Genomic DNA, 25,919 nt, shown 5'->3' on the forward strand with positions numbered 1-25,919 from the left:
AAATGGGCTGCTTAATAAAAAAGCTATGTTATAGAACATCGTTGGTTTTTGGCTCGCTTCATGGGACGAAGGTTAAAATGAGCCAAAAACCATTTAATCAAGGCTATTGTTTAAAAAAGCTAATAAAAAAGAGGAGACACTTGAAAAAGTAGGATGGATCAAGTGTCGTACCTCTGTTTTATAGCTCATCCTCATCCTCGTATTTACGAGTTGGAATTCTTGGGGTAAGTTCTTCTGAAGCTTCTGTTTGATATCGTAAAGTAGAAATTCGGTTGTCGTCCTCTTTTATGAGAATCTGATTGTCCATATATTTATGGAAGAAGTACTCAAATAGAGCTACACCTACTGCTGAAGCGAAAGCAGCCGTTACTATATCATCTCCATAGGTTACGCTGTCGCCTATCAACCAAATTAATAAAAAGGCTAATCCGAAATCAGCAATTGTTGCAATTGTATTATTTGTTTTAGGCAAAATAAATAAGTCGCCAATTAAATAAGAAACAACTCCTAAGACTAAGCTGATTAGAAATACATTCCAAAAAGACATGTCGAATGCTACTCCAAGTATCATATATAAAAGAACTAGACTAGAAATAAATTTTATCGCTAGGGCTCTTACATGTTTCATTTTATCGTCTCCTTTCAATACATATTGTGCGTATTTAGGAGAGGGATTATTCGTGTTTTTCATGAGATGTTGTATGCGTACGAATTAAATAAAAAAGAGGCGTGTGCACATTTAGTGCTACACGCCTGAAATCAGAAACTTCCTATTATATATGTATGTATTTTTTAAAATAAAATCTTAGCCGCTTGGATAGCGAAATACATGCCAAAACAGATAAGAGATAATCCGGATAATGCAGAGATGAGGACTAAGATAGACGGTGTTAAAAACCTTCGAAAGCTGCTCGAGACGAGAGCCATCGTAATATCCCAGCATAAAATACCAAGGAAGATAGCAGAGCTGTATAGAATTAAATGCTGAATATCATATTTGTCGGCGGCATTAGCTAAAACGGATCCATAAATGCCAAGCCAAAACAAAATCGTCAAAGGATTAGAAATCGACATCAGGAACCCTGATAAAAAAGAGGAAAAATGGGAGTCGTTTGTCTCTCGCTTGTCTATAGCCAATTTTCCTGCATTAAGTACAGTTTCAATTCCTGTATAAGTGAGGACAAAAAATCCAAAGAGCCACAAAAACGTTTTCATAAAATCCATTTCCAAAAAGTGAACGACTCCCAAATAAACGAGAGCCATATAAACTGCATCAGCTAATATAGCCCCCAAACCTAATATCCAGGCGTGCCAAAATCCTTTCTGGATGCCTTTGTCTAATTGAGCGGCATTAATAGGACCAATTGGTGCAGCTAATGACAAGCCTAATAAAATATAACTAAAAAAAATACCCAATCCATTTTCACCTCACCGTTTAGTACCTTCCTGCTTGTACCAATGTATTCAGATAAAGAGGTTTGTACCACTTTTTTAGATAACATACATTTACTTTTAGGGTCTTTACGATTCAGCGAGAATCGGTAGCATGTATTAAGTGGGCTTTTCTGTAGAAAATAATTTTATATGTAGACGCTGTTACACATCTTTAGTAAGCAAAATCAACGGTGTCTTAAGCATTTCTAACAAGGAGTGTGGAAAATGGATCAATCATTAGGTTATTTACGAGAAATATTGGCTGGTTATACGGAAAATGATGCAATGGGAAAGAGAATTTTTGATAAAATTTCAAATCGTAATTACGTAACAGAAGGGCAGTTTGTTGAGGACTTAACGCAAGTGGAAAACAATTATCTTAATCGTGTATTGGTTGATGCAATTAAATACGCAAATCAGGAACAGGACGCTGAAAGAGCTCATCAATTAAACGAAGTGTACGAGCTGTTATTTATCTGACTAGGTCGGTAGTGTGACGATTTAGATTTAACATGGAAAAGAGGGGACATCATTTGACGAATATTATAGATGGAATGGATGAAGCGAGATTTCAATCACCTTATCGAAATGGTAATAAGCAAAGAAAAAGTAAGAGTAAGGAAGATAAGAAAATGCCGATGGTACTAAAAAATCTAAAGAATGGGTCATGAAAAGGGCATGATACAAAGCATAATAAAACTCCGCTTAGTATGGCGGAGTTTTATTATGCATGGAGCTAACAATAGCGGAGGGTCATCTTATCTATAAACATCATTAAGCATAAATCAGAGAGGAGAGGAAAATACTAAACATACAATTCATTAACTTTCGGAGGTAAGGTACATGTCTGTGTTTGTTTACCAAACATTTGAGTTGAAGCAGGAAAAATTTAAAGAGGGAATTGAAAACTTACAGGAAATGGCTAAGTATCGAAATGAAAATTATAATCATAAGGTGGAAATATTAACACCTATTACAGGAAAAGATTATACATATGTGCTTTTTTCAACATATGAAGGACTAGCAGAGATGGAATTACAAAATAAAAAAATGTTTGAGGATGAAGAGTACTTGAAACTGATTGGAGATTTTTTTCTGGAAAACATTGTACAAGGGAGCATGCATACACAGTTCTATCGACGAATGAGTGAGAAGAAAAAAGATAACAACGATAAGGATAAGAAAAAAGAGTAAGCGAACCATTTATAATAAACGAACACGGGGCATTACTTTTAGGAGTAAAGTCCTTATTCTGATTGGAAGAGAGCTCAGCATCATGATTTAAAGAAGAGCTGTAATTCCTTGATAGCCAAAATATAAACCAAATCCAATGAGCGTTAATCCGGATAGGATGGATATACCTCTTAAGCTGTTAAGACTTAAAAATTTTCGGAATCCGGTTGTTAGCCCAGCAACGACAAGGTCCCACAACATTAAACCAAGAAAGATCATACTGCTATAAACGAGCAGGGATTCTGTTCCGTTTACTTGGGCCGTTTTTGCTAAAACAGAACCGTAGATTCCTAACCAGAAAAGAATCGATAAGGGACTTGTAATAGACATGATGAAGCCTGTAAGAAAACATTTGAATAATGAATCTCTTCCGCGGCTATCAGCAAGAGCAAGTGAATTAGCACTAAATATACTTTCCACTCCTGAATAAATAAGTATAAAGGCTCCAAATAACCAAAGGAATACTTGGATGATAAACACTTCCAAAAAATGGACCATTCCTAAATAAACCATTAGCATAAATACCCCATCTGCTATCATGGAGCCAACTCCAACAATCCATGCATGCCAAAACCCGTTTTTAATTCCTTTATCTAAACGGGCTGAATTAACGGGGCCGATGGGAGCTGCTAACGTAAATCCTAACAAAATATAGCTTAATAAAATGCTCAAGCTCAAACATAACCACTCCACTCGATATTAAATAATAACTTGTACATTCTATGTATAAAAAGATAGAGCTATGAATCCTCGTCCTAAAAATATCCAAGTATTACAGTGGGATAATTCATCAAAGTGAGGGGAGAGTGTGGTGAATGGATGCTCTGAATGAGGCTATCATTTTTTGTCAAGGATAATATGCTATCTAGCAGTCCATATTAACAGTAGTTAGTGCAATTTCTGAAACAGCTGTAACTGTTTCAGAAAATAATAAAAAAAGGCGTGTCACCGATGGAACATGTAGAAAATATTCAATCTGTAAAGGCTAACAAGAAATCAAAGAGTACATCCAAAAACAAGCCTAATAATCAAAAGTGGGCTGTACTATCCATTTCATCGATTCCGCTTGTGATGACATTAGGAAATTCAATGCTTATTCCAGTTCTTCCAGCTATGGAAAAGAGTATAGGGATATCACCGTTTCAATCTAGTATGATTATTACTGTCTACTCGATTTTAGCTATCATTTTTATTCCTATTGCAGGGTTTTTATCCGATCACATAGGCAGGAAGAAAGTCATTATTCCAAGTCTAGCAATTGCGGCAATTGGGGGGCTGATTTCTGCATGGGCAGGATGGAAAATAGATAATCCATATTGGATCATTTTAATTGGACGGGCTTTACAAGGAATTGGAGCGGCTGGAGCTTTTCCAATTGTCCTACCGCTTGTCGGTGATATGTTTAAGACGGACGAAGAAGTGAGCAGCTCGTTAGGGTTAATTGAAACATCCAATACGCTTGGTAAAGTACTGAGCCCTATTTTGGGAGCCTTTTTGGCAGGATTCTTTTGGTTTATCCCATTCTTTTCTATCCCAATTTTTTGTTTAATATCAATTTTACTTATGGTTTTCTTAGTTAAAAGCCCTAATAAGAGAGAGAAACCGCTTCCCTTTAAACAATTTATACACAACATAAAGGATACGTTCAAAAACAATGGGAAATGGCTTTATGCTGTGTTTATTATTGGAATTATTTTAATGTTTGTGTTATTCGCTGTTTTATTTTATTTGTCCGATACATTGGAAAAAGTATACGATGTGAAAGACGTAAAAAAAGGGTTGTTATTAGCTATTCCATTAGGAGGGCTATGCATTGCTTCTTATATTACAGGGAAATTAATTAAAGAAAATAAAGTTCTTATGAAATGGCTTACCTTTGGAGGAATTGTTTTATTAGTTGTATCGATTGTAACGCTAAGCTTTTCTAAAGCTATGTGGTTTATGATTACTTTATTTTTATTAAGCGGTATTGGAATTGGAGTAGGGCTGCCATGCCTCGATGCATTTATTACATCAGGAATTGAAAAGCAAGAACGTGGGACTGTTTCTTCTATTTATAGCTCGATGCGTTTTATTGGGGTAGCTGCTGGACCACCTATTATGGCGATTATGATGAAACATGCTGAAAACTCTCTTTTTTATATATTAGGCGGTTTAAGTGTGATTGCAGCTATTGCTACGTTTATCGCTATTAAGCCTGAAACCGAAGAAGCGAAATGAACATAGATTTCATATTCAATGAACAAGGCTGTCTCGCCCTGAGACAGCCTTGTTTCTAATTAATGAGCCGATTTAGTCTGATCAATATGTTTGATATGCTTATAATTGAACAAGATGAATAATACAGAAAGGACAACAAATCCTGCACCTACAAGAAACGGAACATGTGAGTTGTAAATCTCGGCAAGTTTAGCTGCCATAAAAGGTGAGATTGCAGCTCCGATGAAACGTAGGAAGCTGTATGCAGCAGATGCTGTAGAGCGTTCAACAGGTGCTGCATCCATCACAGCTGTTGTAATCAATGTATTATTATTTCCTAATAGAGCACCTGCAATAATAACAGCAGCGATTACGACAACGGAGTTTGCTGTCCAAATCCCCATTATGAGCAGGGTAAGAGCAAATAAAAATAACATCATGACCATTGACTTAATGGCTCCGAAGCGTTGTTGAAGTTTTGGCGCCATAAAAACGGAAGTAATGGCAAGTAAGATTCCCCAACCTAAAAATACATAGCCTAATCCTTTTGGATCTAGCCCCATGATGAATGGCGCATACGCCATAATTGTAAAGAATCCGATATTGTACAAGGCAGCAACTATCCCTAATGTGAACAGTGAACGATGCTTCATCGCACGGAACGGATCTAATAAGGAAGTTTTGGTTTTAGTAACTGTTTTTGTGTTCGATGCGGGCATTAATTTAGATAGAATAATAAAGGCAAGGACCATCAATGTTGCGACACCAAGAAACGGTGCTCTCCATGATAAAGAACCTAATGTTCCACCAAGTAGTGGTCCAACTGATATACCAAGTCCAACCGCCATTTCATATAGAATAATCGCTTTGGCCGTTCCACTATTAGAAAGCGAAACGATTGCGGCTAAAGCAGTTGCAACAAATAAGGCATTACCAAGACCCCAACCAGCCCGCAATCCAACCAATGTCCATATATTGTTGGCGATTCCGCCACCAAGTCCTGAAACAATCGCAATGATGATAATTCCTAAAAGCAACGTCCATTTATGTCCAAGTCTTGAAGAAAGCGTACCAGTAATAAGCATTGCAAATGCCATGACAGCATTATAACTCGTGTAAAGTAAAGTTACTTCACTAGGTGTGGCATGCAATTTTTCAGCAATGGTTGGTAAAACAGGGTTTACAAGCCCCATTCCCATAAAGGCTGTAATACTGGCGAAAAAAATCGCCCATACAGCTATCGGTTGATGAAAAAGACCCCCTTGCCCTTTTGACAATTCAGATTGTGTGGATGGTATTGCTACTTTTGTTTTTACTTTTGATGTAGCTGACATACCTTTCTCCTCTCCTAACTGTTTTCAACTATCTATAAGGGAAAACTCCTCATAGTTTTTTTTACTAATAAATCCGAATAGGCACAACAATGAAATGTAACAATATTCCTGAAGTTGCATCATACAACTATTTTAATTGTATGATGCAACTATTTGATATGTCAATACAATTTTCTAGCGTGATTAGTCATGAATTGACAAACGTTTGTAGTGAGTTATCATAATTTATAGAGAATATTTGATGAGGTGGAAAGATGATGAAGGAAGATTTACTGGAAACAATCGAACTAGAAATGGCAATACTCGGTCGGCGTCTTACATCTGTTACACCGAATAAAGCTCAAACGAATCTAGACCGAGCTACATATCTTCTATTGCTTAAGTTATTCGTTCAAGGTTCTATTGGAGTAAAAGTATTGGCGAATGAATTACAATTGGATATGTCTACAGTAAGCAGACAAGCTGCTACATTAGAGCATAAAGGGTATGTGAATAAAATTCCTGACCCCTAGATGGTCGGGCATCCTTTTACCAAATTACTGAACTGGGAAAAACAGAATTATTAACATACAAACAAATGAGAATGGAGAGAATTGGGGAGTTAGTGAAGGAATGGTCAGATGAAGAATGCGAAGTATTTGGCCGACTGTTAAAAAAGTTTAATCAAGCACTGCATCAAAAATAGAGATAATGCGTCATCAAGGCGATTGGAAATGGAGAGAATTCTTAAGAAAAGGGGTGATTCTAAGTTATGTATGAACTAAAAACAAAGGAAAATGATAACAATGTTATAGAGTTTATCGAAACGGTTGAAAGTCCTAAAAAGCGTGAAGAAGCCTATAAATTGTTAGATATTTTTACAGAAACGACAGGTTTTCAAGCGAAAATGTGGGGACCAAGTATTATTGGATTTGGTTCTTATCATTATACATATAAGTCCGGTCATGAAGGAGATGCACCGCTAGTCGGCTTTTCACCTCGAAAAGCAAAAATCAGTTTGTATTTTGCGACGGGTGACACGACACGAGAAGAATTGTTAAAGGATTTTGGCAAACATACGACAGGAAAAGCGTGTGTATACATTAATAAAGTGGAAGATATTGATGTGGATGTGTTAAAAGCGTTAATTCAGCAATCTATAAGATTTCTACAAGAAACTTATCCGAATTAAATTTGAAAATAAAAGAATCTAAACCCTTAATGAGTCTAGATTCTTTACAGGCTGCTGAGAGGTTCCTCAACAGCCTATTTTAATGCTTATAGAAAGTCATTAATGTTTTCGTTCACCCAAACATAGATTTTTTCTCTTACGTCTGCATCATTTGCTCCGTGTTGTTCTGAAAGAGCTACAATTTCAGCTGGCAGCTGCTCGATTACTTTGTCTACTTGCTCGTCTGTTGGCGGCATTCCTAATGCGTCAATAAAGCACTCTTGAATAATTTCTTTCATGTCTGTTCCTCCGTTAAGTAAAATAAATGGACTAGCTTCCTTTTCAAATTTTAATTGAATTTTATATAAATTGAAACATATTTCAGCTGTAGTTAAAAAAAATACCCTAATCCGTTGACTTTATGATTAGGGAGGAGATATATAAGGAAAAAGACTGCCCCTTTTCATTTCGGGACAACCTCTTTTTACACGGTTACGAGTTGTTTAGTGTCACTTGATTCTTTTGTTTTTAATAATACAGTGATTTCTGTTAATAGTACGACTTCTTCATATTGATTCGTCATAGTAAATTTGAGGGTGACTTTGCCGCGGCCGGGATTTGATGTTGGTGTTGAATTGACAACTTCTACTTCTGTATATAACACATCATTCTTTCTAACAGGTGCTGTAAATTTAACATAGTCAAGACCTTTTCCAACGATGAATTCCTCACCTAATTTATTTAAGCGAATCCATTGTCCCCACATCTTACCAAGAGTTAGAAAGCCAGAGCTGATGATTCCGTTAAACATGCTATTTTCAGCATATTCTTGATCAACATGGATTGGTTGAGGATCGTATTTCGTTGCAAAATCGGCAATTTCTTCTGATGTCATTAAAATAGGTTCGCATTGAAAACGTTGACCAAGTTTAAATTCTTCAAAAAACATTAAGATTCTCTCCGTTCTTTTGTTTGGTGTATTATGTAACGTGTTACACATTTTATTTTTAATAGGATATTTTACAACTATAAGTTTAAATTAAAAATTTACGTTAGTAAAATACTAATTTTAGATTAGATTTCTAATTAATATTTGTGTTCATAAATAAGGAAAGAATACGGGGGATTTAATATAAAGGAATAAAATGCCTGATATATCAACAGTTTTATTTCTTCTTTATATGAATGAATTGTCTGTTGAAATGATAAATAGAACTTTTTTTGTAATATTTTTTATAAATTACATAATTTTCTAATATAATTTTAAATATCAATTGTTAGTATTGATTATAGAAGTCGTGGAATATACGACTATTTTTTTGTATTACTACAGTGATTAATTTGACAAGCGAAGTTGGATAAAATCGTTATTTGAAAATTTATTATCTTACCTTGTCGTAATGATTATTATACTGATATATAACAAGGTGTATAATTTCATTTTCTTTTTCAGAAAATATGTAGGGAGGGAATGAATAGTTATTTGTTCAAACTTACTCATATCACAGTAGTAAAGAGATCTTCTGTAATAAATCTACACAAAAACTTTGTTACACCGTTTTTTGTGTATGAGAAGATGTAGAGGAAAATAAAGAGTTATCATGGTTGTTGAGCTTATTGATAAGGCTGTGTATGCAATAAAACAGAATGGTTTTTGATATGAAACGTTATAAACTTGTTTTAAAAAATGCGGAGAAGGTCTATCCCTTTTTCATTTGAAACACTGTATTTAAAGTATTGCGAAAAAGTAGTTTGAACGGTACGAGCAATCACTTTTTGGGGGCCGATTCTAAAAAAGTAATAATACTGGTAAAGTTTTTTATTGATTTTTTTATGGGAAAGATGTTATGTTTTATTTCAAGGAAATATTGAAATGAATTCAAGAGTTTTTCTATTTTGGGGGAAATGGGAATCGCTGGATTTAGGAATTTTTCTATTTTGGGGAAAATAGAAGTTGTTCGTAATTTTCAGTATTTTCTATATTTTCTATTTTTGGGGAAATAGAAAATGATACATGGGAACAAGGGGGAACTATAATGAAAAACAGATGGTTAATTGCTTTATCGGCTATTGCGATTCATCTCTCAATTGGTGGTGCATACGCTTACAGTGTATACAAGCTACCATTAGTTGAAACGATGGGATGGACAGCCACACAAGTAACTGTAGCATTTACAATAATGATGGCGCTTGCAGGAACGTCTGCCGCCTTTTTTGGAAAATTTGTTGAAAAGAATGGTCCGCGAAAATCAGCTATGGTAGCCGCGATTCTTTTCGGTGCAGGACAAGCTGGTTCAGGACTAGCTGTCATGATGGATTCAGTAACACTTTACTGGTTAACTTATGGATTATTAAGTGGTCTTGGAATGGGGATTGGATATATCTCACCAGTATCAACACTGATTAAATGGTTCCCAGATCGTCGAGGATTAGCAACAGGTATGGCTGTACTTGGTTTTGGTGCAGGGGCTCTTATTACAGCTCCAGTAGCCGCTAACCTTATGCAAACTGTAGGTATTTCATCTACGTATTATATTTTAGGTGCAGGCTATTTTATACTAATGTTTTTAGGTGCTTCTTACATCACACCGCCTCCAGCGAATTATATGCCAGAGGGAATGAAACAAGCTATTGACACTGGTAAAAAAGAAGTAAAGAAAGATTTACGACAATTAACAGCAAAAGAAGCAGTGAAAACAAAGCATTTCTGGATGCTATGGGCAATGAAACTTATTAATACGAGTGCAGGGATTATGATGATTTCGGTCGCTTCTCCAATGGCTCAAGAGGTAGTTGGCTTATCAGTTGCTGGTGCCGCTGCTCTAGTAGGGATCATGGGAATCTTTAATGGCGGCGGTCGACTTGGTTGGGCAGCAGCTTCTGATTATCTTGGTCGACAAAATGTTTTCATTGTCTTCTTTGTTATTCAAATCGTAGCGTTCTTATTACTACCAATTACAACAAACGTTTTAATATTCCAAGCATTGATTTTATTAGTTGTTAGTTGTTATGGTGGAGGATTCTCTAATCTTCCTGCTTTCGCTGGAGATTTATTCGGAACAAAAGAAGTTGGTGCAATCCATGGTTATCTATTAACAACTTGGTCATTAGGTGGAGTGTTTGGACCGATATTAGTAAACGCTATTAAAGGAAGTACAGGCAGTTATGTTCCTGTTTTCTATACGTTCTTTGGATTAATTACGGTTGCTTTTATCATTTCAATTTGGCTTAAAATGGACATTAAGAAATTCCAAATGAAGCAACAAGTAGTTAATGAACAACCGGTAGGAAAGACTTCAAGAAAGACTTCATAATGGCGATTAGATGTTTCTAGACTTTAATCGGCAGCAGTAAAGTTTTAATTTATAATGGATCAAGACATTATCCATGTAGTTTCCTTATCGTGAGATGGGAGATACTTGGGTAGTGTCTTTTCTTGGTTTAGTAAAAAAATTTTTGGTTGAGTAGGATTTGGACGAGAAAAAGCGAAATATATATTGTTAAACATAATAATGTAGGAGGCGTTTATGAATCATTTAAAGAAAGTGATAGGTGTATTATTAGCGATTACATTAGTTGTTGGTGTATCCTTTCCTGTTAACGCTACAAAGACTACAACAAAAGTTAAAACGGTAGATTATGTAGCGCTAGGCGATTCATTAGCAGCAGGAATAACACCGGATGGAATTCTGGACTATAGTTATACCGATTATGTAGCTTCAAAGTTTGAGAGTAGTAAATTATATAAGTTAGTGGATTACGATAATTTTGGTGTTTCAGGGTATACATCTGTTCAGCTAAAAAATGATGTTTTGAAAAGCAGTAAGATTAGAAAAGAAATAAAAGCAGCTACTCATATTACAATTGACATTGGAGCCAATGATCTTTTAGCTAAGCTTAAAACAGATCCAGCCACCGCTGTGGAGGCAATTCCTGAAGTGAGTGCTAATTTGCAGATTATTCTTAGTACGATTGATCAATTGAACCCAAAGGTTAAAGTGTATGTTATGGGATATTACAATCCTTTCGTTTATTATCCACAAGAGCAGCAAGAGGCCATGTTACCGCTGTTAACTAATCTGAATGCTCAAATTAAGTCTGTTGCGCAAAAGAATAAAGATACATATGTAGCGACGGATGCAGTCATTCAAAAGAAGGCTAAAACGTATCTTCCCAACCCTAATAATATTCATTTAAGTAAATCCGGATATAAAGTAATAGCAAACGAGTTTTGGAAAGTGATTTATAAAAAGTAATCAGTATATCCGTTTTGTTCTCCCCTAATGTTAAGTTAGGGGTTTTTTATTGACGATTTTATCTCTTATATAGTTTTACTTTATCGTATACGATGCAATTTTACTAAAATAATAGATTTGTAGTATTTGGAAAAATATTTGTGTTACAATTTATGGAAGGGGGTGCGCGCATGAACATAGTGGAAATAGATGTAGCTTTCCCAACGTTTATAACGAACAAATCAGGGGGAATTCTTGAAGTAAATGAAGTGATGAAGCAGCAATTAGGTATAGAGGTTTGTGATAAACATGTGAGCGATGTATTTTCTGAATGGAGCGTCTCTAAGGATCGATGTTTGGCACTGGGAAAAATGAGAGAGTTCTCTTGTGTATTCATCATACAAAGGCTTAGTGAAGACCGATACATGTGTGCTGGAGTTTTTTCACAAGAAATTGATTATATATTAAACGAGATAGATGTCCTTCAAAAAATGAATCGACATTTAGATGCGGTTATTGAAAATTCTTATGATGGTATTTATATCACGGATCGCGAAGGGAAAACGATTAAGACAAACTCTGCTATTGAGAGAATAACAGGTATTCCAAAACATTATTACATAGGAAAGAATGTCGATGATTTAATTAAACGAGGGATTTTAGAATCATCGGTTAGTCAGAGGGTACTTGAACAGAAAAAAAGTGTTTCCCTTGTTCAGCCAAATCGAGCAGGGAAAGAAACGTTATTAACAGGTAGCCCGATTTTTAACGATGATGGAGAAGTGGAAGCAGTTGTCACGAATATAAGGGACCTATCAGAACTAATGGAACTGCAAACAGCCCTTCGAAAAGCTAATGAGTTAAACAAAAGCTATCAAAAAGAAATTGAACGATTAAAAGGAAATCAAGAAAACGCCTTTTCTCAAATCGTGATTAATAGTGAAAAGATGAGACAGCTGTATGAGGTTGCTGAACGTGTATTAAATGTCGATACAACCATCTTAATTTTAGGACAAACCGGGGTCGGAAAGGATGTTTTAGCGAAGTTTATTTACAATCAAAGCAATCGGAGGATGCAAGGTAAATTTATTAAGGTAAACTGTGGGGCGATTCCCCCTGATTTACTGGAATCAGAGCTGTTTGGCTATGAAGGCGGTGCGTTTACGGGAGCTAATAAACAAGGGAAACCTGGATTGTTTGAATTAGCGGATATGGGGGTTCTATTTTTGGATGAAGTAGGTGAATTGCCGCTGAATCTGCAAGTTAAACTGCTTCGGGTCATTCAAGAACGTGAAGTACAAAGAATTGGTGCAGTTAAGTCAAAGAAAATCAACGTTCGAATTATTGCAGCGACAAACCGGGATTTGCGTGGAATGGTAGCGGATGGAACTTTCCGAGAAGATTTATTTTATCGCTTAAATGTGATTCCCATCTCGATTCCCCCTTTAGCTGAACGACGAGAAGATATTGTACCGTTAGTTTCGTATTTTTTACAAAGTATGAATGAGAGATATGAACTGAATAAAAGTATAAGTGAAGAGCTTAGGTCTTTTCTTTATCAATATCATTGGCCGGGAAATATACGAGAGCTATCTAATTTAGTTGAAAGACTTGTATTGCTAACACAAGATAATGTCATCATGATTAAACATTTACCTCCAGAATATCAAACGGATTTTTTATCATCTTCATCTATATCTTTAGATTCTGTAACTTTAAAAGAAGCAATTGAGCGAGCTGAAAAACAAGCGATTGTATGTGCTATGGAGCATTGTACGACAACGTATGAGTTGGCACAGCGACTAGATACGAGCCAACCTACTGTTGTTAGAAAGTTAAAGAAATATAATCTTTCTTTGCAAGGCGAGAGTTGATTTTGTTTGCTTATATGTCATTCAATTAAAAAGGCTGAAATTCTTAATTTATTAAGGGTTTCAGCCTTTAGTTCGTACATGATATTGTAAAAACTATTTTTAATCTGCAGAAATTGCTCCGCCAGCTAGATAGGATGTAATGATGTGGGAAAATCAATTTGGATTTATATAGTCTCACTTTCCTGATTATCTTAGAATTTGTATGACAAATTATCCAGGGATGATAGAGTTTTTATTGGTTTTTTGTAACTTATATAAATATTTATGTAAAAATTTTAAAATAAAACTGGAAACTTGTATGACAAATTTATATAATTATTACAAAATTATCCACAACCATAAAGCGGGAAAGGTAAAAAATGATGTCTCCAAAAGAAAAGATTTCGCAGATTATTTCGAGAGAATTATTGCAAATGATAGAGAAAGGAAAATATTTACCCGGGGAAAAGCTACCAACTGAAATGGAATTAGCAAGTCAATTTGGAGTAAGTCGAGTGCCAATTCGAGAAGCTTTAAGTGTTCTACGTGCTTCTGGGGTCATAACTTCTAGGCAAGGGGGAGGGAGTTATGTTGAAGAATCGACGAATACAGCTTTGCTGCAAGGAATTAAAGTTGAAAGTAATGATGTTCAAAGTATTAAATTCCTATTTGAAATGAGGAAAGCAGTTGAGCCAGAAGCAGCTTATCTTGCTGCGATAAGAAGAACACCGGAAGAACTAGAGGAAATGAAGTTGATTTTACACCAGCTTGAAAAAGAATCTGTAGAAGAAGGAAAAAGTGGCATAGAGGCAGATATTGATTTTCATCGTTCTATTGTCCGTGCTACTCATAATCCCATTATGATACAGACCATTGAAAATCTTTCGGTATTATATGAAAAAGTGTTGAGTATTACCCTTCAGCCTAATACAGAGTTAGCGCATAAAAGAAGAAATGTATTTAGGGAACATCAACGTATTGTTGAAGCGATTGAACTTGAAGAACCGGAACTTGCACGTGTTCAATGTTCCATCCATTTAAGGAATGCAGAGAAAAAACTGGGCCTTTTTATAAAGGACTTTATTTAGAGGAAGATGAGGAGAATTGAAAATGCTTACATCCAATCAGATTATGGAGATTAATCATATTGTACAAATTGGCAGAGTGTTACTGGATGAACATGACCGGTATAGTTATTCGTTCGATGCTTCCTTTGGTACGTATCTTCCGGATGCCGTCGTTCAAACAAAACATGTGGAAGAACTTGCGGAGCTTGTGAAATTTGCTAATCAGGAAGGCATTCCGATTTATCCGCGTGGCCAATCTACTTCATTAAGCGGTGGACCGCTTCCGGTACAAGGAGGAATTGTCATTGATCTATCGGTGATGAATGATATCTTGGACATTGATGAAGAAGATCTTGTCGCAGTTGTTTCACCAGGTGTATTAACGTCAGCCATCCATAAGGCGGCAGAGGAGAAGGGATTAATGTATCCGCCTGATCCAAGCAGTTCGCATGTGTCTACTATCGGAGGGAATATGGCGGAGAATTCAGGAGGTCCAAGAGGATTAAAGTATGGGGTCACAAAAGATTATGTGATTGGTCTTGAAGTCATTACACCTGAAGGGGAGATTATTCAAACTGGCGGAAGAACAGTGAAAAATGTAACGGGTTATGACTTGACGAAGCTTATCGTAGGTTCAGAGGGGACGCTTGGCATTATTACGAAAGCTATTCTTCGGCTTATTCCGAAACCTCCAGCTACTGCTACTCTAATGGCTATCTTCTCCAACTTAGTAGATGCAGGGAGAGCTATTTCTAACATTCTCTCTTCAGGTATTTTGCCGTCTAAGATGGAATTGATGGATCAAGCTTCGATTATTGCTGTTGAAAATTATCAACCGATGGGACTTCCAAAGGATGCGGAAGCGATTATTTTATTAGAATTAGATGGTCATCCTTTAGCGTTACAAGATGAAATTATCCAAGCAGAGCGATTATGCTATGTCGTTGGTGCGAGTCAGGTTAAAATTCCGAAAAACGATATGGAAAAGGAGGAAATCTGGAGAGCAAGAAAGCTTGTATCGCCTGCGATTGTGAGAATCAAGCCAACGAAAATTTCTGAGGATGCTACCGTTCCGCGAAGTAAGATTCCTGAAATGTGTGAGCGGCTTCAAGAGATTAAGAGACGCTATCAAGTTCACTTAGTGCTGTTTGGTCATGCCGGAGATGGAAATCTGCATCCTAATATTATTTGTGATAAAAGTGATGCAGAGGAGATGGAGAGGGTAGAGAAGGCGGTAGCTGAAATCTTCACGGCAGCAGTGGAGCTTGGAGGTACCTTATCGGGTGAGCATGGAATTGGTAATATGAAGGCCCCTTTTATGGAAATGGAGCTTGGAACAGTAGGGTTAGATATGATGAAGAGGATTAAAAAGGCGTGGGATCCTAATAATATCATGAATCCGGGGAAGATTTTTCCTGAACCAGGACAAAAATTGGAGTTGAAGTAGATGAATGAAACAATGGAGCAATTACGTCAGGAGTTTCAATATGACAAGACAAACCAATGTGTTCAATGTGGCTACTGTCTCCCTGTCTGTCCTACATATATGAGTATGGGGAAGGAGACTCATTCTCCACGCGGCAGAATTAATCTCGTAAAGATGGTTGGAGAAGGAAGAATCACAGATTTATCTGTCTTGGAGGAGCCTCTTAGTCTATGTCTAGGCTGCAGAGCATGTGAAACAGCCTGTCCAACAGGTGTAGAGTATGGAAGTATTTTAGAATCTGCAAGGGCGGCCTTGGTTAAGAGAAAAACCTTTTCTTTTCCAACTCGTCTAGTAAGAAAAATGATGTTTAAAAAAGTCTTTCCGAGCAAAAGCTTAATGAACTTTACGGGTCATTCTTTTTGGCTTTATGAAAAAACAGGAGTACAAAAGCTGATGAGAAAGTCCAAACTTTTGCATAAGCTTCCTCATCATTTAGGCGAATTTGAAGCGATTATGCCAAAAGCTGCATCACCGAAACAACGTGCTCACTCTTATTCATATGTAAAAGCAAAAGGAGAGCGTAAATATACGGTTGCTTTTTTTACAGGCTGCATTATGGATGCGATGTTTCATAAAATTAATGATTTATCCATTCGATTATTGGCTGAAGCCGGCTGTGATGTCTATGTAGTGGATAAGCAAACATGCTGTGGTGCTTTACATGCTCATTCAGGCGAAATGAATGATGCTAAGGAGCTGGCTAAAAGAAATATTATCGCTTTTGAAGAAATAGAAGCGGATTATATTGTGAATAATGCTGGCGGATGCGGAGCGATGCTTTATGAATATGCTCATCTTCTTAAGGAAGAACCGAAATGGAAGGAGCGAGCGTCTGTCTTTTCTGCTAAATCAAAAGATATTAGTCAAATTCTCATCTCTTGCGGAGGAGTTCCAGACTTAAAAATAAGAGAGAATGAGCGAGTCACTTATCAAAGGTCTTGTCATATGACGAATGTTCAAAAAGTAACGGCGGAACCTGTTCAGCTGTTAAAAGGAATACCTGGTATACAGTTTGTTGAAATGAAGGAAGCAAATATGTGCTGCGGTTCAGCAGGAATCTATAATATGGTGAATTACGATGAATCTATGAAAATACTAGATGAAAAAATGAAGCATATGAAAGAAACAAAAGCGACTGTCATTATTACAACAAATCCTGGCTGTCTCCTTCAAATGAAATTAGGAATTGAGCGAGAAAATTTATCTTCATCTGTCAAAGCTCTTCATCTTATTGAATATTTAGCTGATGCTGCTGGAATGAAGTAAGGATATTTCTATACTGAACAGGGATGTTTTTGTACGGATTGATGATCACTGTGCACTTGTCGAGACCAACAGCGTATTCAAATTAAACATTCTTATGTCGTTTTAACAAGTTGAACATATATAGAGTCAACCTGCTGTGGCTGGAAAAGATAATATTTTTATTTGAAATGGAGCCTATCAGATAGGCTTTTTTTGTTTAATTTAAGGCTGTTGTGCAGGAAGTTGTTGATTTTTAGATTAATCGTGCAAAATCACGTTTTTATGGAGCTGAGCGAATATGAGCAGAAACTTGTTTTTTCAACAATTATTGTGTGATTCAAAAATGAAATGTCGATTCATTTTTGAATCGAGAGAATCTGCTAGTACTCTATGTTTTTGATTCAAATATAAATCGACAAATAATAGTAGATTAGGGAAAATGAGGGAATTAAGGAGATTTCCTTTTGGCACACTTCTTGCATTATGTATATAGTATTCCAAATTATTAGGAGGGATTGACATGTTTACGACAGTAAACCCAGAAATTGAGCAAATTAGACAAATGGTAAGGAACTTTGTAGAAAATGAAGTAGAGCCGTTTGCGCAGCAAATTGAAGAAGAGGATAGAATTCCTGAGCATCTAATCGCGCAAGCAAAAGAACTTGGATTATTCGGAATGAGTATCCCTGAAGAATACGGTGGAATTGGATTAGGAATGGTTGGAAAGGCTGCGGTTTTGGAGCAGTTAGGAAGAACGCATAATGGATTTGCTACGTTGATTAGTGCTCATACAGGTATTGGAAGTACAGGACTAGTTCGTTTAGCTTCTCCATTCCTAAAGGATAAATATTTACCGGAGCTTGCGACAGGCAGAAAGACAGCGGCATTTGCTTTATCTGAGCCAGGTGCAGGATCAGACGCAACGAACTTGTCGACAAGAGCAGAAAAGGTAGGGAATAAATGGATTCTAAACGGAACAAAGCATTTTATTACAAATGCACCGATTGCAGATGTCTTTACGGTTTTTGCACTGACAGATAAAGATAAAAGAGCAAAAGGTGGAATTACGGCTTTTCTAGTAGAAAAAGATTTTCCTGGTTTTACAATTGGTAAAAAAGACAAAAAAATGGGGCTGCGTGGTTCGTATACCGCACAATTAATTTTCGAAAACTGTGAAGTTCCGGAGGAAAACGTTATCGGTGAAGTCGGAATGGGGTATATGGCCGCTTTAAAAATTCTTAGCGAAGGCCGCATTGGGTTGGCTGCACGAGCAGTTGGATCTTCTCAAAAATTAATTGAATTATCAGCTGCATATGCGAAGGAAAGAATTCAATTTGGAAAACCGATTGCTTCGAACCAAGCGATTCAATGGATGCTAGCGGATATGGCGACGGAAACAGAAGCAGCGAAAACTTTAATGCTAAAAGCGGCACATATGGTCGATGAAGGGAAAAAAGTAGTGAAAGAGTCGTCTATGGCTAAATTGTTTGCATCGGATGTCTTTAATCGAGTGGCAGATAAGGCAGTTCAAATTCATGGTGGTATGGGTTATGTATCCGATTATCCAGTAGAGCGTTTTTATCGTGATGCCCGCATTACTCAAATTTATGAAGGTACAAATGAAATCCAAAGATTGATTATTTCTAGAAACGTGCTTGACGAAAATTAATCACTAGAGAGTGAGGCGAAGGTATGCGTTGGATAGTTCTCTTTTTATTGTTTTTGGGTATGATTGTTAACTTCGCAGATAAATCAATCATTGGATTGGCAGCGGTTCCAATTATGGAAGATTTCAAGCTATCCTATGCAGAGTGGGGACTTGTTGGAAGCGCTTATTATTGGTTATATCCTGTTACTGGAATTTTTGGTGCAGCATGGGCGGATAAAGTAGGGGCCAAAAAAGTATTAGGGTTTCTAATGTTAACATGGGCTGTCCTTCAGTTCGGAGTAATCGCCATTACAGCCCTTCCATTATTGATTGTATATCGCCTCTTATTAGGAGCTTTTGAAGGACCGTTCAGTCCTGTCGCTTATAGTCATGCAGATAAATGGTTTCCTCCAAAGCAACGTGGATTTGCGAACTCTGTTGTTGTATCTGGAGCGACAGTTGGCGCGATGATTGTTGCCCCTCTTCTTGTGGCAATGATTACAGCGTGGGGCTGGAAATATGCTTTTGCTGCACTAGGTCTTGCAAGTCTGGTTTGGGCTGTAGCCTTCCAATTCTTAACGAAAGAATCACCAGTGGAAGCGTATGAAAAAGCTAAGAAGAAGGCTGCCCCAGAAAAATTTAAATTAAAAGATCTCAAGTATATCCTTACATCACGCGTCGCTTTATTTACGACATTTGCTTATTTTTCAACGTATTTCATCGTTGTCTGGTTGGCGACATGGTTACCGCTTTACCTTGTTGAAGTAACAGGAATGAGTAATGGACAAATGGGCTTTGCAGTAGCGGCCATCGGTATTGTGTCTGTTGCACTTTATGTGGGAGTGTCTATATTATCTGATTTTGTATTTAAGAAAACCCAAAATTGGAAAGTGTCACGTGTATATGTGACGGGTGGCGCGATGTTTATTGGCGCGTTGGGTATGTTATCCATTCTAGTGTTCGATAATCCGATTTGGGTCATTACCGCGATGTGTTTAGCGAAAGGACTTACGTATGCGATTCTGCCGATTGGTCCAACGATTATGATTAATGAAATGCCGGAACGCCGTGGGCTTATGACAAGTATTCTAACTTCTTCCGGTAACCTGGCTGGTATCGTTGCCCCTGTTTTAACAGGTTTTATTGTGAATTTAGCAGCTACAAAAATATTTGGATATAACCTGTCCATTGCCTTTATGGCTGTGCTTGTTCTTATTTTCTCCGCGTTGTTTATGATTTTTGTCAGACCTACTGAGCAAGTTCAATCAGACGAATCAGAATTATCGGAACAGGTTGGATCATAAAAGGAGGGTGAAGTAATCTTGGAAACGGAACAAGTAAAGCCGTGGAACAAATATTATGAAGAAATAAAAGATACGTTTCATATTCCGAAGATTTCATTGTATGCCATGTTCGAGACTTCAGTTCAGCGATTTGGAGAACAGCCGGCCATTATTTTTGAAGATCAAGAAATTACGTATAAAGAACTTAAACGAAGAGTGGATTGTTTAGCTCAGGCATGGATAAATAAGGGGGTTCAGCAGGGCGAGCGAATCGGCGTTATGGTTGCCAATCATCCAGATTATATCGTTTCTTATTATGCTGCTCAGGCAATCGGTGCGATTGTTGTTCAAATTAACCCTGCTTATACGCCGAGAGAATTGCTACAAATTGTCCAAGATTCTCATGTTGCTTATATCGTGGTAGATGCTCGTTCTGTTGCAACGGTTGATACGATTCGTGAAGTCTTTTCTTTTAAGCATGTAATGTTATCGACAACCGTAAGTACTCATGAAGTTGAATGGGGAGACTCGATGAAAGAATTAATCGAGTCAACTTCTCCGCTTCAACACGCTGCATCGATTAACCCTGTGGAAGATGTTGCAATTATTCAGTATACAGGGGGAACGACAGGGAAAGTGAAGGGTGCGATGTTAACGCACTATAACTTAGTTGCAAATGTCTACCAAAGCTTTGTTTTATATCGTCAACGAGTGGAATTTGGGCAAGAAACGGTTCTAACTGTAACTCCTCTCTATCATGTGTATGCGATGACAGCTGCTATGAATCTAGGGATCTATTTAGGTGCTAGGTTATTAGTCATTGAGAAGTTTAATGTAGATCACGTTCTTCAACAAGTAAAAAAACATCGACCAACGATGTTTCCAGGTGTGCCTAAAATGTATATCTCGTTTGTTAATCATCCGAATGCGGCTACTTCGGGGTTAGAATCATTAAAAGTTTGTTCGTCAGGATCGGCTCCTTTACCTGTAGAGATTATTCATAGGTTTAAAGAGTTGACAGGCGCCTCAATTTTGGAAGGGTTCGGTATGTCAGAAACATCACCAACTACACACCGTACACCAATCAATGGAGAACACAAGGTTGGGAGTATCGGTATTCCTGTACCTGAAACGGATTGTAAGATTGTGGATGAAGATAACAAAGAGCTTGGTGCCAATATGGTAGGCGAACTTTTGATTAAAGGACCTCAAGTGACGAAGGGGTATTGGAATAATGTGTCTGAAAGTGCCCAAGCGTTGCAAAATGGCTGGTTGTACACAGGAGACCTCGCTACGATGGATGAGGAAGGTTACTTTTATATTGTTGGAAGAAAGAAGGAAATGATTATTTTAGGTGGATTTAATATTTATCCTCAGGAAGTAGAAGGAGTCTTGTATGAACATCCAGATATTCAGGAAGCGGCCGTTGTCGGAATACCTGATCGAGACAATGGCGAAATGGTGAAAGCTTATGTTGTGCCGAAAAATGGCTGTACACTCGATCTTGATGAAATTCGAGGGTATTGCTATACAAAATTAACGCCATACAAAGTTCCGAAAATGATTGAAGTAAGAGATCAATTACCGCGAAATGGTGTAGGGAAATTACTAAAGCGTCTATTAATCAAAGAAGAATTAGAAAAAGGAGGAGAATAATAGTGGGAAATCAAGAGATTAAACGAGTAGGAGTAGTCGGAGCTGGAGCGATGGGATCGCAAATTGCAATGGTTACCGCCCTTGGTGGGTATCCAGTCATTTTACAAGATATTGCAACGGAAAGTTTACAAAAGGCCGAAGCTTTTCTAAGAGAACAAATGGCAAGACGTGTGAAAAAAGGGAAGTTTACTGAAGAGCAGGTTGAAAGCGCATTCGCTAGGCTTACGTTTACAACGGAACTAACAGACTTGCAAACTAGTGATTTAGTTATTGAGGCGATTGTTGAAAAGTTAGAAGCGAAACAATCGTTGTTCCAGCAGCTAGATCGTATCGTGCCAGAGCATACGATCTTGGCAACGAACAGCTCGACTATCGTAAGTTCTAAGCTAGCTGATTCCGTTCGTCGTGCTGAAAAAGTATGTAATATTCATTTCTTTAACCCTGTGCTCGTCATGGATCTAGTTGAGGTCGTAAAAGGACCGCATACATCTGATCAAACAGCGGAAAAGAGCGTCGATTTTATTAAATCGATTGGTAAGATACCAGTCTTATTAAAGAAAGAGATTTCGGGCTTTATTGCGAATCGTATTCTTGGAAAGTTAATGGATGAAGCGGTTTTCTTATATGAAAATGGCTATGCCTCACATGAAGAAATCGACCTTGTTGTGACGAAGGCGTTAAATCATCCAATTGGACCGTTTGCTCTTATGGATTTAACGGGCATTGATGTGAATTACTTTGTACGGATGCAACGCTACTCAGAAAGTGGTGATGAGAAAGACCGACCAGCGGCTGTTGTAGCGGCGAAAGTAGAAAAAGGGGAGCTAGGCAAGAAAACGGGTAAAGGTTTCTATGAATACGATGAGAACGGAAAACGAATTGAACAAAGAGTCTAAGTGATTGGGGAGAGAGAAATGAAGAACATTACAGTAATTGGTGCAGGCACGATGGGGAGAGGAATTGCTCTTGCTTGTGTACAGGCAGGGTATGATGTTGTCGTACAAGATGTAAGTGAAGAATCTTTACAGAGATGTGAAACGTATATTCGCAAATTTACAGATTCTGTGTCCATTCAGTTTGAAACAGATTTACAACAAGCGGTAAAATCTGCTGATTTAGTGATTGAAGCTGTACTAGAACTGATGGATCTAAAAGTGGAGATTTTTAAAGCACTTGATACATTTGCTCCTCCACACGCTATACTCGCTACGAATACATCAACAATGAGTCCTACAGAAATTGCTTCACAAACATCTAGGCCGGGTCAATGTATCGCTCTTCATTTCTTTAACCCTGTTCATAAGATGAAACTCATTGAAGTCATTTGTGGGCTTGAAACAAGTGAAGAGACGATCCAAACGAGTATGGAGTTTGGGCAAAGTCTAGGCAAAGAGTGTGTGAAAATCAATGAATTTCCTGGTTTTGCTGCTGGCCGAATGAATTGCTTAATTGGGAATGAAGCGATGAATATGGTTATGGAAGGTGTAGGGTCTATTGAAGATATCGACAAAGCGATGAAGTTAGGCTTGAATCATCCGATGGGCCCGCTTGAACTGGCTGATTTAGTCGGCCTTGATACACGGTTACGTAATATGGAATATTTATATGAAACATTAGGAGAGAAATATCGTCCTTGTCCAATTCTCAAAAAATATGTTAAAGCAGGCTGGATTGGCAAAAAAGCTGGTCGTGGATTTTACAGATATGATGAGGAGGGCAATAAATTATGAGTCTAGCAATCAGTGAAGATATTCAATTACTAAAAAAGAATGTTCGTGATTTTATTCAAACAGAGGTAGAAGCGGTTGCGATGCAAATTGAAGAAGAAAACCGTATTCCTGAGAGAATTGTTCAACTATCTAGAGAGATGGGGTTGTTTGGACTAAGCATCCCGGAAGAGTATGGCGGGCTAGGACTTGGTATGGTTGGGAAATGTGCGCTGTACGAAGAAATCGGTGCTACACATAACGGCTATACGACTTTGATTGGTGCACATACGGGAATTGGTACGGTTGGAATTGTCGAGATGGGCAATGAAGCGCAAAAGAGAAAATACTTGCCCGATATGGCTGCAGGGAATCGAATTGGTGCCTTTGCCTTAACAGAACCGCAAGCAGGATCGAATGCGACGAATTTGAAAACAACGGCTGTTAGAAAAGGTGATAAATATATTTTAAACGGCTTGAAACATTATATTACGAATGCTACCGAAGCGGATATATTCACAGTGATGGCTGTAACGGATCCGTCAAAAGGTGCGAAAGGAATTACTTCTTTCATTATTGAAAAAGATTTTCCAGGTTTTCATGTAGGAGCTGTCGAGCGAAAAATGGGTCTGCGTGGATCTCACTCCGCAGAAATCATTATGGAAGATTGCGAAGTACCTGTTGAAAATGTGTTAAGTGAAGAAGGACAAGGGTATGTCAATGCACTTAAAATTTTAGCCAATGGCCGTGCAGGTTTAGCCGCTCGAAATTTAGGTTCTGCTCAAAAATTACTTGACTTATCGATGATGTATGCAAAAGAGCGTATTCAATTTAATGTGCCAATTATTGAGCATCAAGCTGTTGCTCATATGTTAGCGGAAATGGCTGTTGATATTGAGGCTCTAAGATCCTTTACATATCGCGTCGCCCAGATGGTCGATGAAGGGAAGAAAGTTATTAAAGAAGCAGCGATGTTAAAATTATTTGGTTCAGAAGTATACAATCGTGTTGCCGATAAAGCGGTACAAATACATGGCGGCATCGGTTATATTGCCGACTACCCAATTGAACGTTTTTATCGTGATGCTCGTATTACCCGCATTTATGAAGGAACTTCAGAAATTCAAAAAAATATTATTATCGGTCAATTAAATAAAGAATATAACTAAGGGGGAAGAAAAAATGGAAAAGAATCGAATTGTTATTGTTGATGGAGTACGTACACCAATTGGGCGTTATGGCGGGGGATTAAAAGATGTAAAATCGGGATTCTTAGCTTCAAGAGTAATTGAAAGTGTACTAGAAAAAGCGAATGTGTCTCCAACAATTGTGGATGAAGTAATCTTAGGAGAAGTTCGTCAAACGTCAGAAGCTTCCAATGTTGCTCGTGTTGCTGCACTGCGAGCAGGTATTCCTTCAAGTACACCAGCTTTCACCGTTAACCGTCTTTGTGCATCTGGTATGCAGGCTATTGCTTCAGGTGTTCAACAAATTCAATCAGGCCAGGCGAAAGTTGTCATTGCGGGCGGGACGGAAAGTATGAGTAATGCACCGATTTTCATTCGCGGTTCACGCTTTGGCGGCGATCAGACTCAGCTAGTTGATTCCAATAAAGAAAATGGACAACAACCTCAAGAAACGTACGGCTATCAATTAGGTATGGGGATAACAGCAGAAAATGTTGCTGAGAAATATAACGTTTCACGAGAAGATCAAGATAAGTTTGCTTATGAAAGCCAACAGCGTGCGGATCGAGCAATTAAACAAGATGTATTTCGTGAGGAAATCGCTCCAGTAACCGTTCAAGTGAAGCGCTCAACGATTGTTGTGGACACAGATGAACATCCACGTCCAGAAACGACATTAGAGAAACTAGGAACACTGAAACCTGCTTTCAAACCAGATGGTTCGGTTACAGCAGGAAATGCATGCGGCCGTAACGACGGAGCAGCAGCGGTCTTACTTATGTCAGAAGAAGAAGCAGTTGCTCAAAATCTTCAACCATATGCGGCTATCGTAGATTGGGCAGCAGTTGGTGTACCACCAGAAATTATGGGAATTGGGCCTGTACCAGCTGTTCAAAAATTATTAGAACGTACTGAGTTAACAATTAACGATATTGATTTATTTGAAATCAATGAAGCCTTTGCTTCACAAGCGCTAGCTGTTCAGCGAGAGCTAGGAATTGATCCTGAGAAATGCAATGTAAATGGTGGAGCAATTGCACTGGGACATCCACTAGGTGCAACAGGTGCACGTATTGTCGTGACATTAATGCATGAATTAAAACGAAGAGGCGGACGTTATGGAGTTGCAGCTCTTTGTATAGGCGGCGGACAAGGTATGGCGATTCTTATTGAAAACTTACAAACTAATTCATGATGAGAAAG

General features: G+C 37.7%; 25 protein-coding genes. 19 read left to right on the top strand and 6 right to left on the bottom strand.

From position 1 onward, the window contains the following. Positions 1 to 178 precede the first annotated feature (178 nt). On the bottom strand, positions 179 to 628 hold the full coding sequence (locus BAOM_RS06175) for a YndM family protein (protein WP_127759525.1): 450 nt from the start codon (positions 626 to 628) through the stop codon (positions 179 to 181). Between the two features lie 164 nt (positions 629 to 792). Beyond that, positions 793 to 1,416 carry a LysE family transporter gene (locus BAOM_RS06180; protein ID WP_127759526.1) on the bottom strand — a complete coding sequence of 208 codons (624 nt, stop codon included), beginning with the start codon at positions 1,414 to 1,416 and terminating at the stop codon, positions 793 to 795. Positions 1,417 to 1,659: 243 nt separating this feature from the next. Between BAOM_RS06180 and BAOM_RS06185 the strand changes: the two genes are divergently transcribed. The 3 genes from BAOM_RS06185 to BAOM_RS06190 all read left to right on the top strand — a co-directional run bounded on the left by BAOM_RS06185 (position 1,660) and on the right by BAOM_RS06190 (position 2,628). Next, positions 1,660 to 1,914: a sigma-G-dependent sporulation-specific acid-soluble spore protein CsgA gene (locus BAOM_RS06185; protein WP_127759527.1), complete on the top strand. Its 255-nt coding sequence runs from the start codon at positions 1,660 to 1,662 to the stop codon at positions 1,912 to 1,914. Positions 1,915 to 1,967: 53 nt separating this feature from the next. Further along, positions 1,968 to 2,105, top strand: coding sequence for a hypothetical protein (locus tag BAOM_RS24245; protein ID WP_164853150.1), 138 nt, complete (start codon positions 1,968 to 1,970; stop codon positions 2,103 to 2,105). 172 nt (positions 2,106 to 2,277) lie between these two features. Beyond that, positions 2,278 to 2,628: a hypothetical protein gene (locus BAOM_RS06190; RefSeq protein WP_127759528.1), complete on the top strand. Its 351-nt coding sequence runs from the start codon at positions 2,278 to 2,280 to the stop codon at positions 2,626 to 2,628. An 87-nt stretch (positions 2,629 to 2,715) separates the two neighbouring features. Here BAOM_RS06190 and BAOM_RS06195 read toward each other — a convergent pair whose 3' ends face one another. Beyond that, positions 2,716 to 3,345: a LysE family transporter gene (locus tag BAOM_RS06195; protein WP_127759529.1), complete on the bottom strand. Its 630-nt coding sequence runs from the start codon at positions 3,343 to 3,345 to the stop codon at positions 2,716 to 2,718. Between the two features lie 273 nt (positions 3,346 to 3,618). Between BAOM_RS06195 and BAOM_RS06200 the strand changes: the two genes are divergently transcribed. Then, complete coding sequence (locus BAOM_RS06200; RefSeq protein ID WP_127759530.1) at positions 3,619 to 4,887, top strand: bacillibactin exporter BcbE; 1,269 nt, start codon at positions 3,619 to 3,621, stop codon at positions 4,885 to 4,887. 59 nt (positions 4,888 to 4,946) lie between these two features. Here the strand turns inward: BAOM_RS06200 and BAOM_RS06205 are convergent, their stop codons facing one another. Beyond that, positions 4,947 to 6,200 carry an MFS transporter gene (locus BAOM_RS06205; RefSeq protein ID WP_127759531.1) on the bottom strand — a complete coding sequence of 418 codons (1,254 nt, stop codon included), beginning with the start codon at positions 6,198 to 6,200 and terminating at the stop codon, positions 4,947 to 4,949. Positions 6,201 to 6,454: 254 nt separating this feature from the next. Here BAOM_RS06205 and BAOM_RS25335 point away from each other — a divergent pair, with 254 nt between their 5' ends. Both BAOM_RS25335 and BAOM_RS06215 read left to right on the top strand, forming a co-directional pair. After that, positions 6,455 to 6,712: a MarR family transcriptional regulator gene (locus BAOM_RS25335; protein ID WP_306821299.1), complete on the top strand. Its 258-nt coding sequence runs from the start codon at positions 6,455 to 6,457 to the stop codon at positions 6,710 to 6,712. 239 nt (positions 6,713 to 6,951) lie between these two features. Continuing rightward, a complete protein-coding gene (locus tag BAOM_RS06215; protein ID WP_127759532.1) occupies positions 6,952 to 7,371 on the top strand; it encodes a DUF1801 domain-containing protein in 420 nt (139 codons plus the stop codon). Positions 7,372 to 7,457: 86 nt separating this feature from the next. Here the strand turns inward: BAOM_RS06215 and BAOM_RS06220 are convergent, their stop codons facing one another. Continuing rightward, positions 7,458 to 7,649 (bottom strand): hypothetical protein, encoded by a 192-nt coding sequence (locus BAOM_RS06220; protein ID WP_119118094.1) that lies wholly within the window; start codon positions 7,647 to 7,649, stop codon positions 7,458 to 7,460. 185 nt (positions 7,650 to 7,834) lie between these two features. After that, positions 7,835 to 8,299, bottom strand: a complete 465-nt coding sequence (locus BAOM_RS06225) for a MaoC/PaaZ C-terminal domain-containing protein (protein ID WP_164853151.1) — start codon at positions 8,297 to 8,299, stop codon at positions 7,835 to 7,837. A gap of 1,087 nt (positions 8,300 to 9,386) precedes the next feature. On the opposite strand from BAOM_RS06225, the gene BAOM_RS06230 reads away from it, so the two are divergent. The 13 genes from BAOM_RS06230 (at position 9,387) to BAOM_RS06290 (ending at position 25,911) form a co-directional block, all read left to right on the top strand. Then, on the top strand, positions 9,387 to 10,664 hold the full coding sequence (locus BAOM_RS06230) for an L-lactate MFS transporter (protein ID WP_180319821.1): 1,278 nt from the start codon (positions 9,387 to 9,389) through the stop codon (positions 10,662 to 10,664). Positions 10,665 to 10,877: 213 nt separating this feature from the next. Beyond that, positions 10,878 to 11,606: an SGNH/GDSL hydrolase family protein gene (locus BAOM_RS06235; protein ID WP_127759535.1), complete on the top strand. Its 729-nt coding sequence runs from the start codon at positions 10,878 to 10,880 to the stop codon at positions 11,604 to 11,606. A gap of 170 nt (positions 11,607 to 11,776) precedes the next feature. Continuing rightward, a complete protein-coding gene (locus tag BAOM_RS06240) occupies positions 11,777 to 13,459 on the top strand; it encodes a sigma-54 interaction domain-containing protein (protein WP_127759536.1) in 1,683 nt (560 codons plus the stop codon). Positions 13,460 to 13,818: 359 nt separating this feature from the next. Then, positions 13,819 to 14,526, top strand: coding sequence for a FadR/GntR family transcriptional regulator (locus BAOM_RS06245; protein WP_252283234.1), 708 nt, complete (start codon positions 13,819 to 13,821; stop codon positions 14,524 to 14,526). Between the two features lie 22 nt (positions 14,527 to 14,548). Continuing rightward, a complete protein-coding gene (locus tag BAOM_RS06250) occupies positions 14,549 to 15,952 on the top strand; it encodes an FAD-binding oxidoreductase (protein WP_127759537.1) in 1,404 nt (467 codons plus the stop codon). Continuing rightward, positions 15,953 to 17,257 carry a (Fe-S)-binding protein gene (locus BAOM_RS06255; protein ID WP_127759538.1) on the top strand — a complete coding sequence of 435 codons (1,305 nt, stop codon included), beginning with the start codon at positions 15,953 to 15,955 and terminating at the stop codon, positions 17,255 to 17,257. A 499-nt stretch (positions 17,258 to 17,756) separates the two neighbouring features. After that, the gene (locus BAOM_RS06260) at positions 17,757 to 18,905 is read left to right on the top strand and encodes an acyl-CoA dehydrogenase family protein (RefSeq protein ID WP_127759539.1); all 1,149 of its coding nucleotides are present in this window, start codon (positions 17,757 to 17,759) and stop codon (positions 18,903 to 18,905) included. A gap of 23 nt (positions 18,906 to 18,928) precedes the next feature. After that, the gene (locus BAOM_RS06265; protein ID WP_127759540.1) at positions 18,929 to 20,188 is read left to right on the top strand and encodes an MFS transporter; all 1,260 of its coding nucleotides are present in this window, start codon (positions 18,929 to 18,931) and stop codon (positions 20,186 to 20,188) included. Between the two features lie 18 nt (positions 20,189 to 20,206). Further along, positions 20,207 to 21,823 (top strand): long-chain-fatty-acid--CoA ligase, encoded by a 1,617-nt coding sequence (locus tag BAOM_RS06270; RefSeq protein WP_127759541.1) that lies wholly within the window; start codon positions 20,207 to 20,209, stop codon positions 21,821 to 21,823. A 2-nt stretch (positions 21,824 to 21,825) separates the two neighbouring features. Beyond that, the gene (locus BAOM_RS06275; RefSeq protein WP_127759542.1) at positions 21,826 to 22,719 is read left to right on the top strand and encodes a 3-hydroxyacyl-CoA dehydrogenase family protein; all 894 of its coding nucleotides are present in this window, start codon (positions 21,826 to 21,828) and stop codon (positions 22,717 to 22,719) included. An 18-nt stretch (positions 22,720 to 22,737) separates the two neighbouring features. After that, positions 22,738 to 23,553, top strand: a complete 816-nt coding sequence (locus BAOM_RS06280; protein ID WP_127759543.1) for a 3-hydroxyacyl-CoA dehydrogenase family protein — start codon at positions 22,738 to 22,740, stop codon at positions 23,551 to 23,553. Beyond that, positions 23,550 to 24,698 carry an acyl-CoA dehydrogenase family protein gene (locus BAOM_RS06285; protein WP_127759544.1) on the top strand — a complete coding sequence of 383 codons (1,149 nt, stop codon included), beginning with the start codon at positions 23,550 to 23,552 and terminating at the stop codon, positions 24,696 to 24,698. Before BAOM_RS06280 ends, BAOM_RS06285 begins: the two co-directional genes overlap by 4 nt. A gap of 13 nt (positions 24,699 to 24,711) precedes the next feature. After that, positions 24,712 to 25,911: a thiolase family protein gene (locus BAOM_RS06290; protein ID WP_127759545.1), complete on the top strand. Its 1,200-nt coding sequence runs from the start codon at positions 24,712 to 24,714 to the stop codon at positions 25,909 to 25,911. The last annotated feature ends 8 nt before the right edge of the window (positions 25,912 to 25,919 follow it).

This window comes from Peribacillus asahii (assembly GCF_004006295.1).
In the GTDB taxonomy this organism is placed as follows: Bacteria; Bacillota; Bacilli; order Bacillales; family DSM-1321; genus Peribacillus; species Peribacillus asahii_A.

Coding starts and splice junctions, on each gene's coding strand:
- BAOM_RS06290 (WP_127759545.1), top strand. CDS start 24,712: ATGGAAAAGAATCGAATTGTTATTGTTGATGGAGTACGTACACCAATT.
- BAOM_RS06205 (WP_127759531.1), bottom strand. CDS start 6,200: ATGTCAGCTACATCAAAAGTAAAAACAAAAGTAGCAATACCATCCACA.
- BAOM_RS06185 (WP_127759527.1), top strand. CDS start 1,660: ATGGATCAATCATTAGGTTATTTACGAGAAATATTGGCTGGTTATACG.
- BAOM_RS06230 (WP_180319821.1), top strand. CDS start 9,387: ATGAAAAACAGATGGTTAATTGCTTTATCGGCTATTGCGATTCATCTC.
- BAOM_RS06255 (WP_127759538.1), top strand. CDS start 15,953: ATGAATGAAACAATGGAGCAATTACGTCAGGAGTTTCAATATGACAAG.
- BAOM_RS06265 (WP_127759540.1), top strand. CDS start 18,929: ATGCGTTGGATAGTTCTCTTTTTATTGTTTTTGGGTATGATTGTTAAC.
- BAOM_RS06260 (WP_127759539.1), top strand. CDS start 17,757: ATGTTTACGACAGTAAACCCAGAAATTGAGCAAATTAGACAAATGGTA.
- BAOM_RS06250 (WP_127759537.1), top strand. CDS start 14,549: ATGCTTACATCCAATCAGATTATGGAGATTAATCATATTGTACAAATT.
- BAOM_RS06225 (WP_164853151.1), bottom strand. CDS start 8,299: ATGTTTTTTGAAGAATTTAAACTTGGTCAACGTTTTCAATGCGAACCT.
- BAOM_RS06190 (WP_127759528.1), top strand. CDS start 2,278: ATGTCTGTGTTTGTTTACCAAACATTTGAGTTGAAGCAGGAAAAATTT.
- BAOM_RS06285 (WP_127759544.1), top strand. CDS start 23,550: ATGAGTCTAGCAATCAGTGAAGATATTCAATTACTAAAAAAGAATGTT.
- BAOM_RS06220 (WP_119118094.1), bottom strand. CDS start 7,649: ATGAAAGAAATTATTCAAGAGTGCTTTATTGACGCATTAGGAATGCCG.
- BAOM_RS06215 (WP_127759532.1), top strand. CDS start 6,952: ATGTATGAACTAAAAACAAAGGAAAATGATAACAATGTTATAGAGTTT.
- BAOM_RS06280 (WP_127759543.1), top strand. CDS start 22,738: ATGAAGAACATTACAGTAATTGGTGCAGGCACGATGGGGAGAGGAATT.
- BAOM_RS06200 (WP_127759530.1), top strand. CDS start 3,619: ATGGAACATGTAGAAAATATTCAATCTGTAAAGGCTAACAAGAAATCA.
- BAOM_RS06235 (WP_127759535.1), top strand. CDS start 10,878: ATGAATCATTTAAAGAAAGTGATAGGTGTATTATTAGCGATTACATTA.
- BAOM_RS06240 (WP_127759536.1), top strand. CDS start 11,777: ATGAACATAGTGGAAATAGATGTAGCTTTCCCAACGTTTATAACGAAC.
- BAOM_RS25335 (WP_306821299.1), top strand. CDS start 6,455: ATGATGAAGGAAGATTTACTGGAAACAATCGAACTAGAAATGGCAATA.
- BAOM_RS06245 (WP_252283234.1), top strand. CDS start 13,819: ATGATGTCTCCAAAAGAAAAGATTTCGCAGATTATTTCGAGAGAATTA.
- BAOM_RS06175 (WP_127759525.1), bottom strand. CDS start 628: ATGAAACATGTAAGAGCCCTAGCGATAAAATTTATTTCTAGTCTAGTT.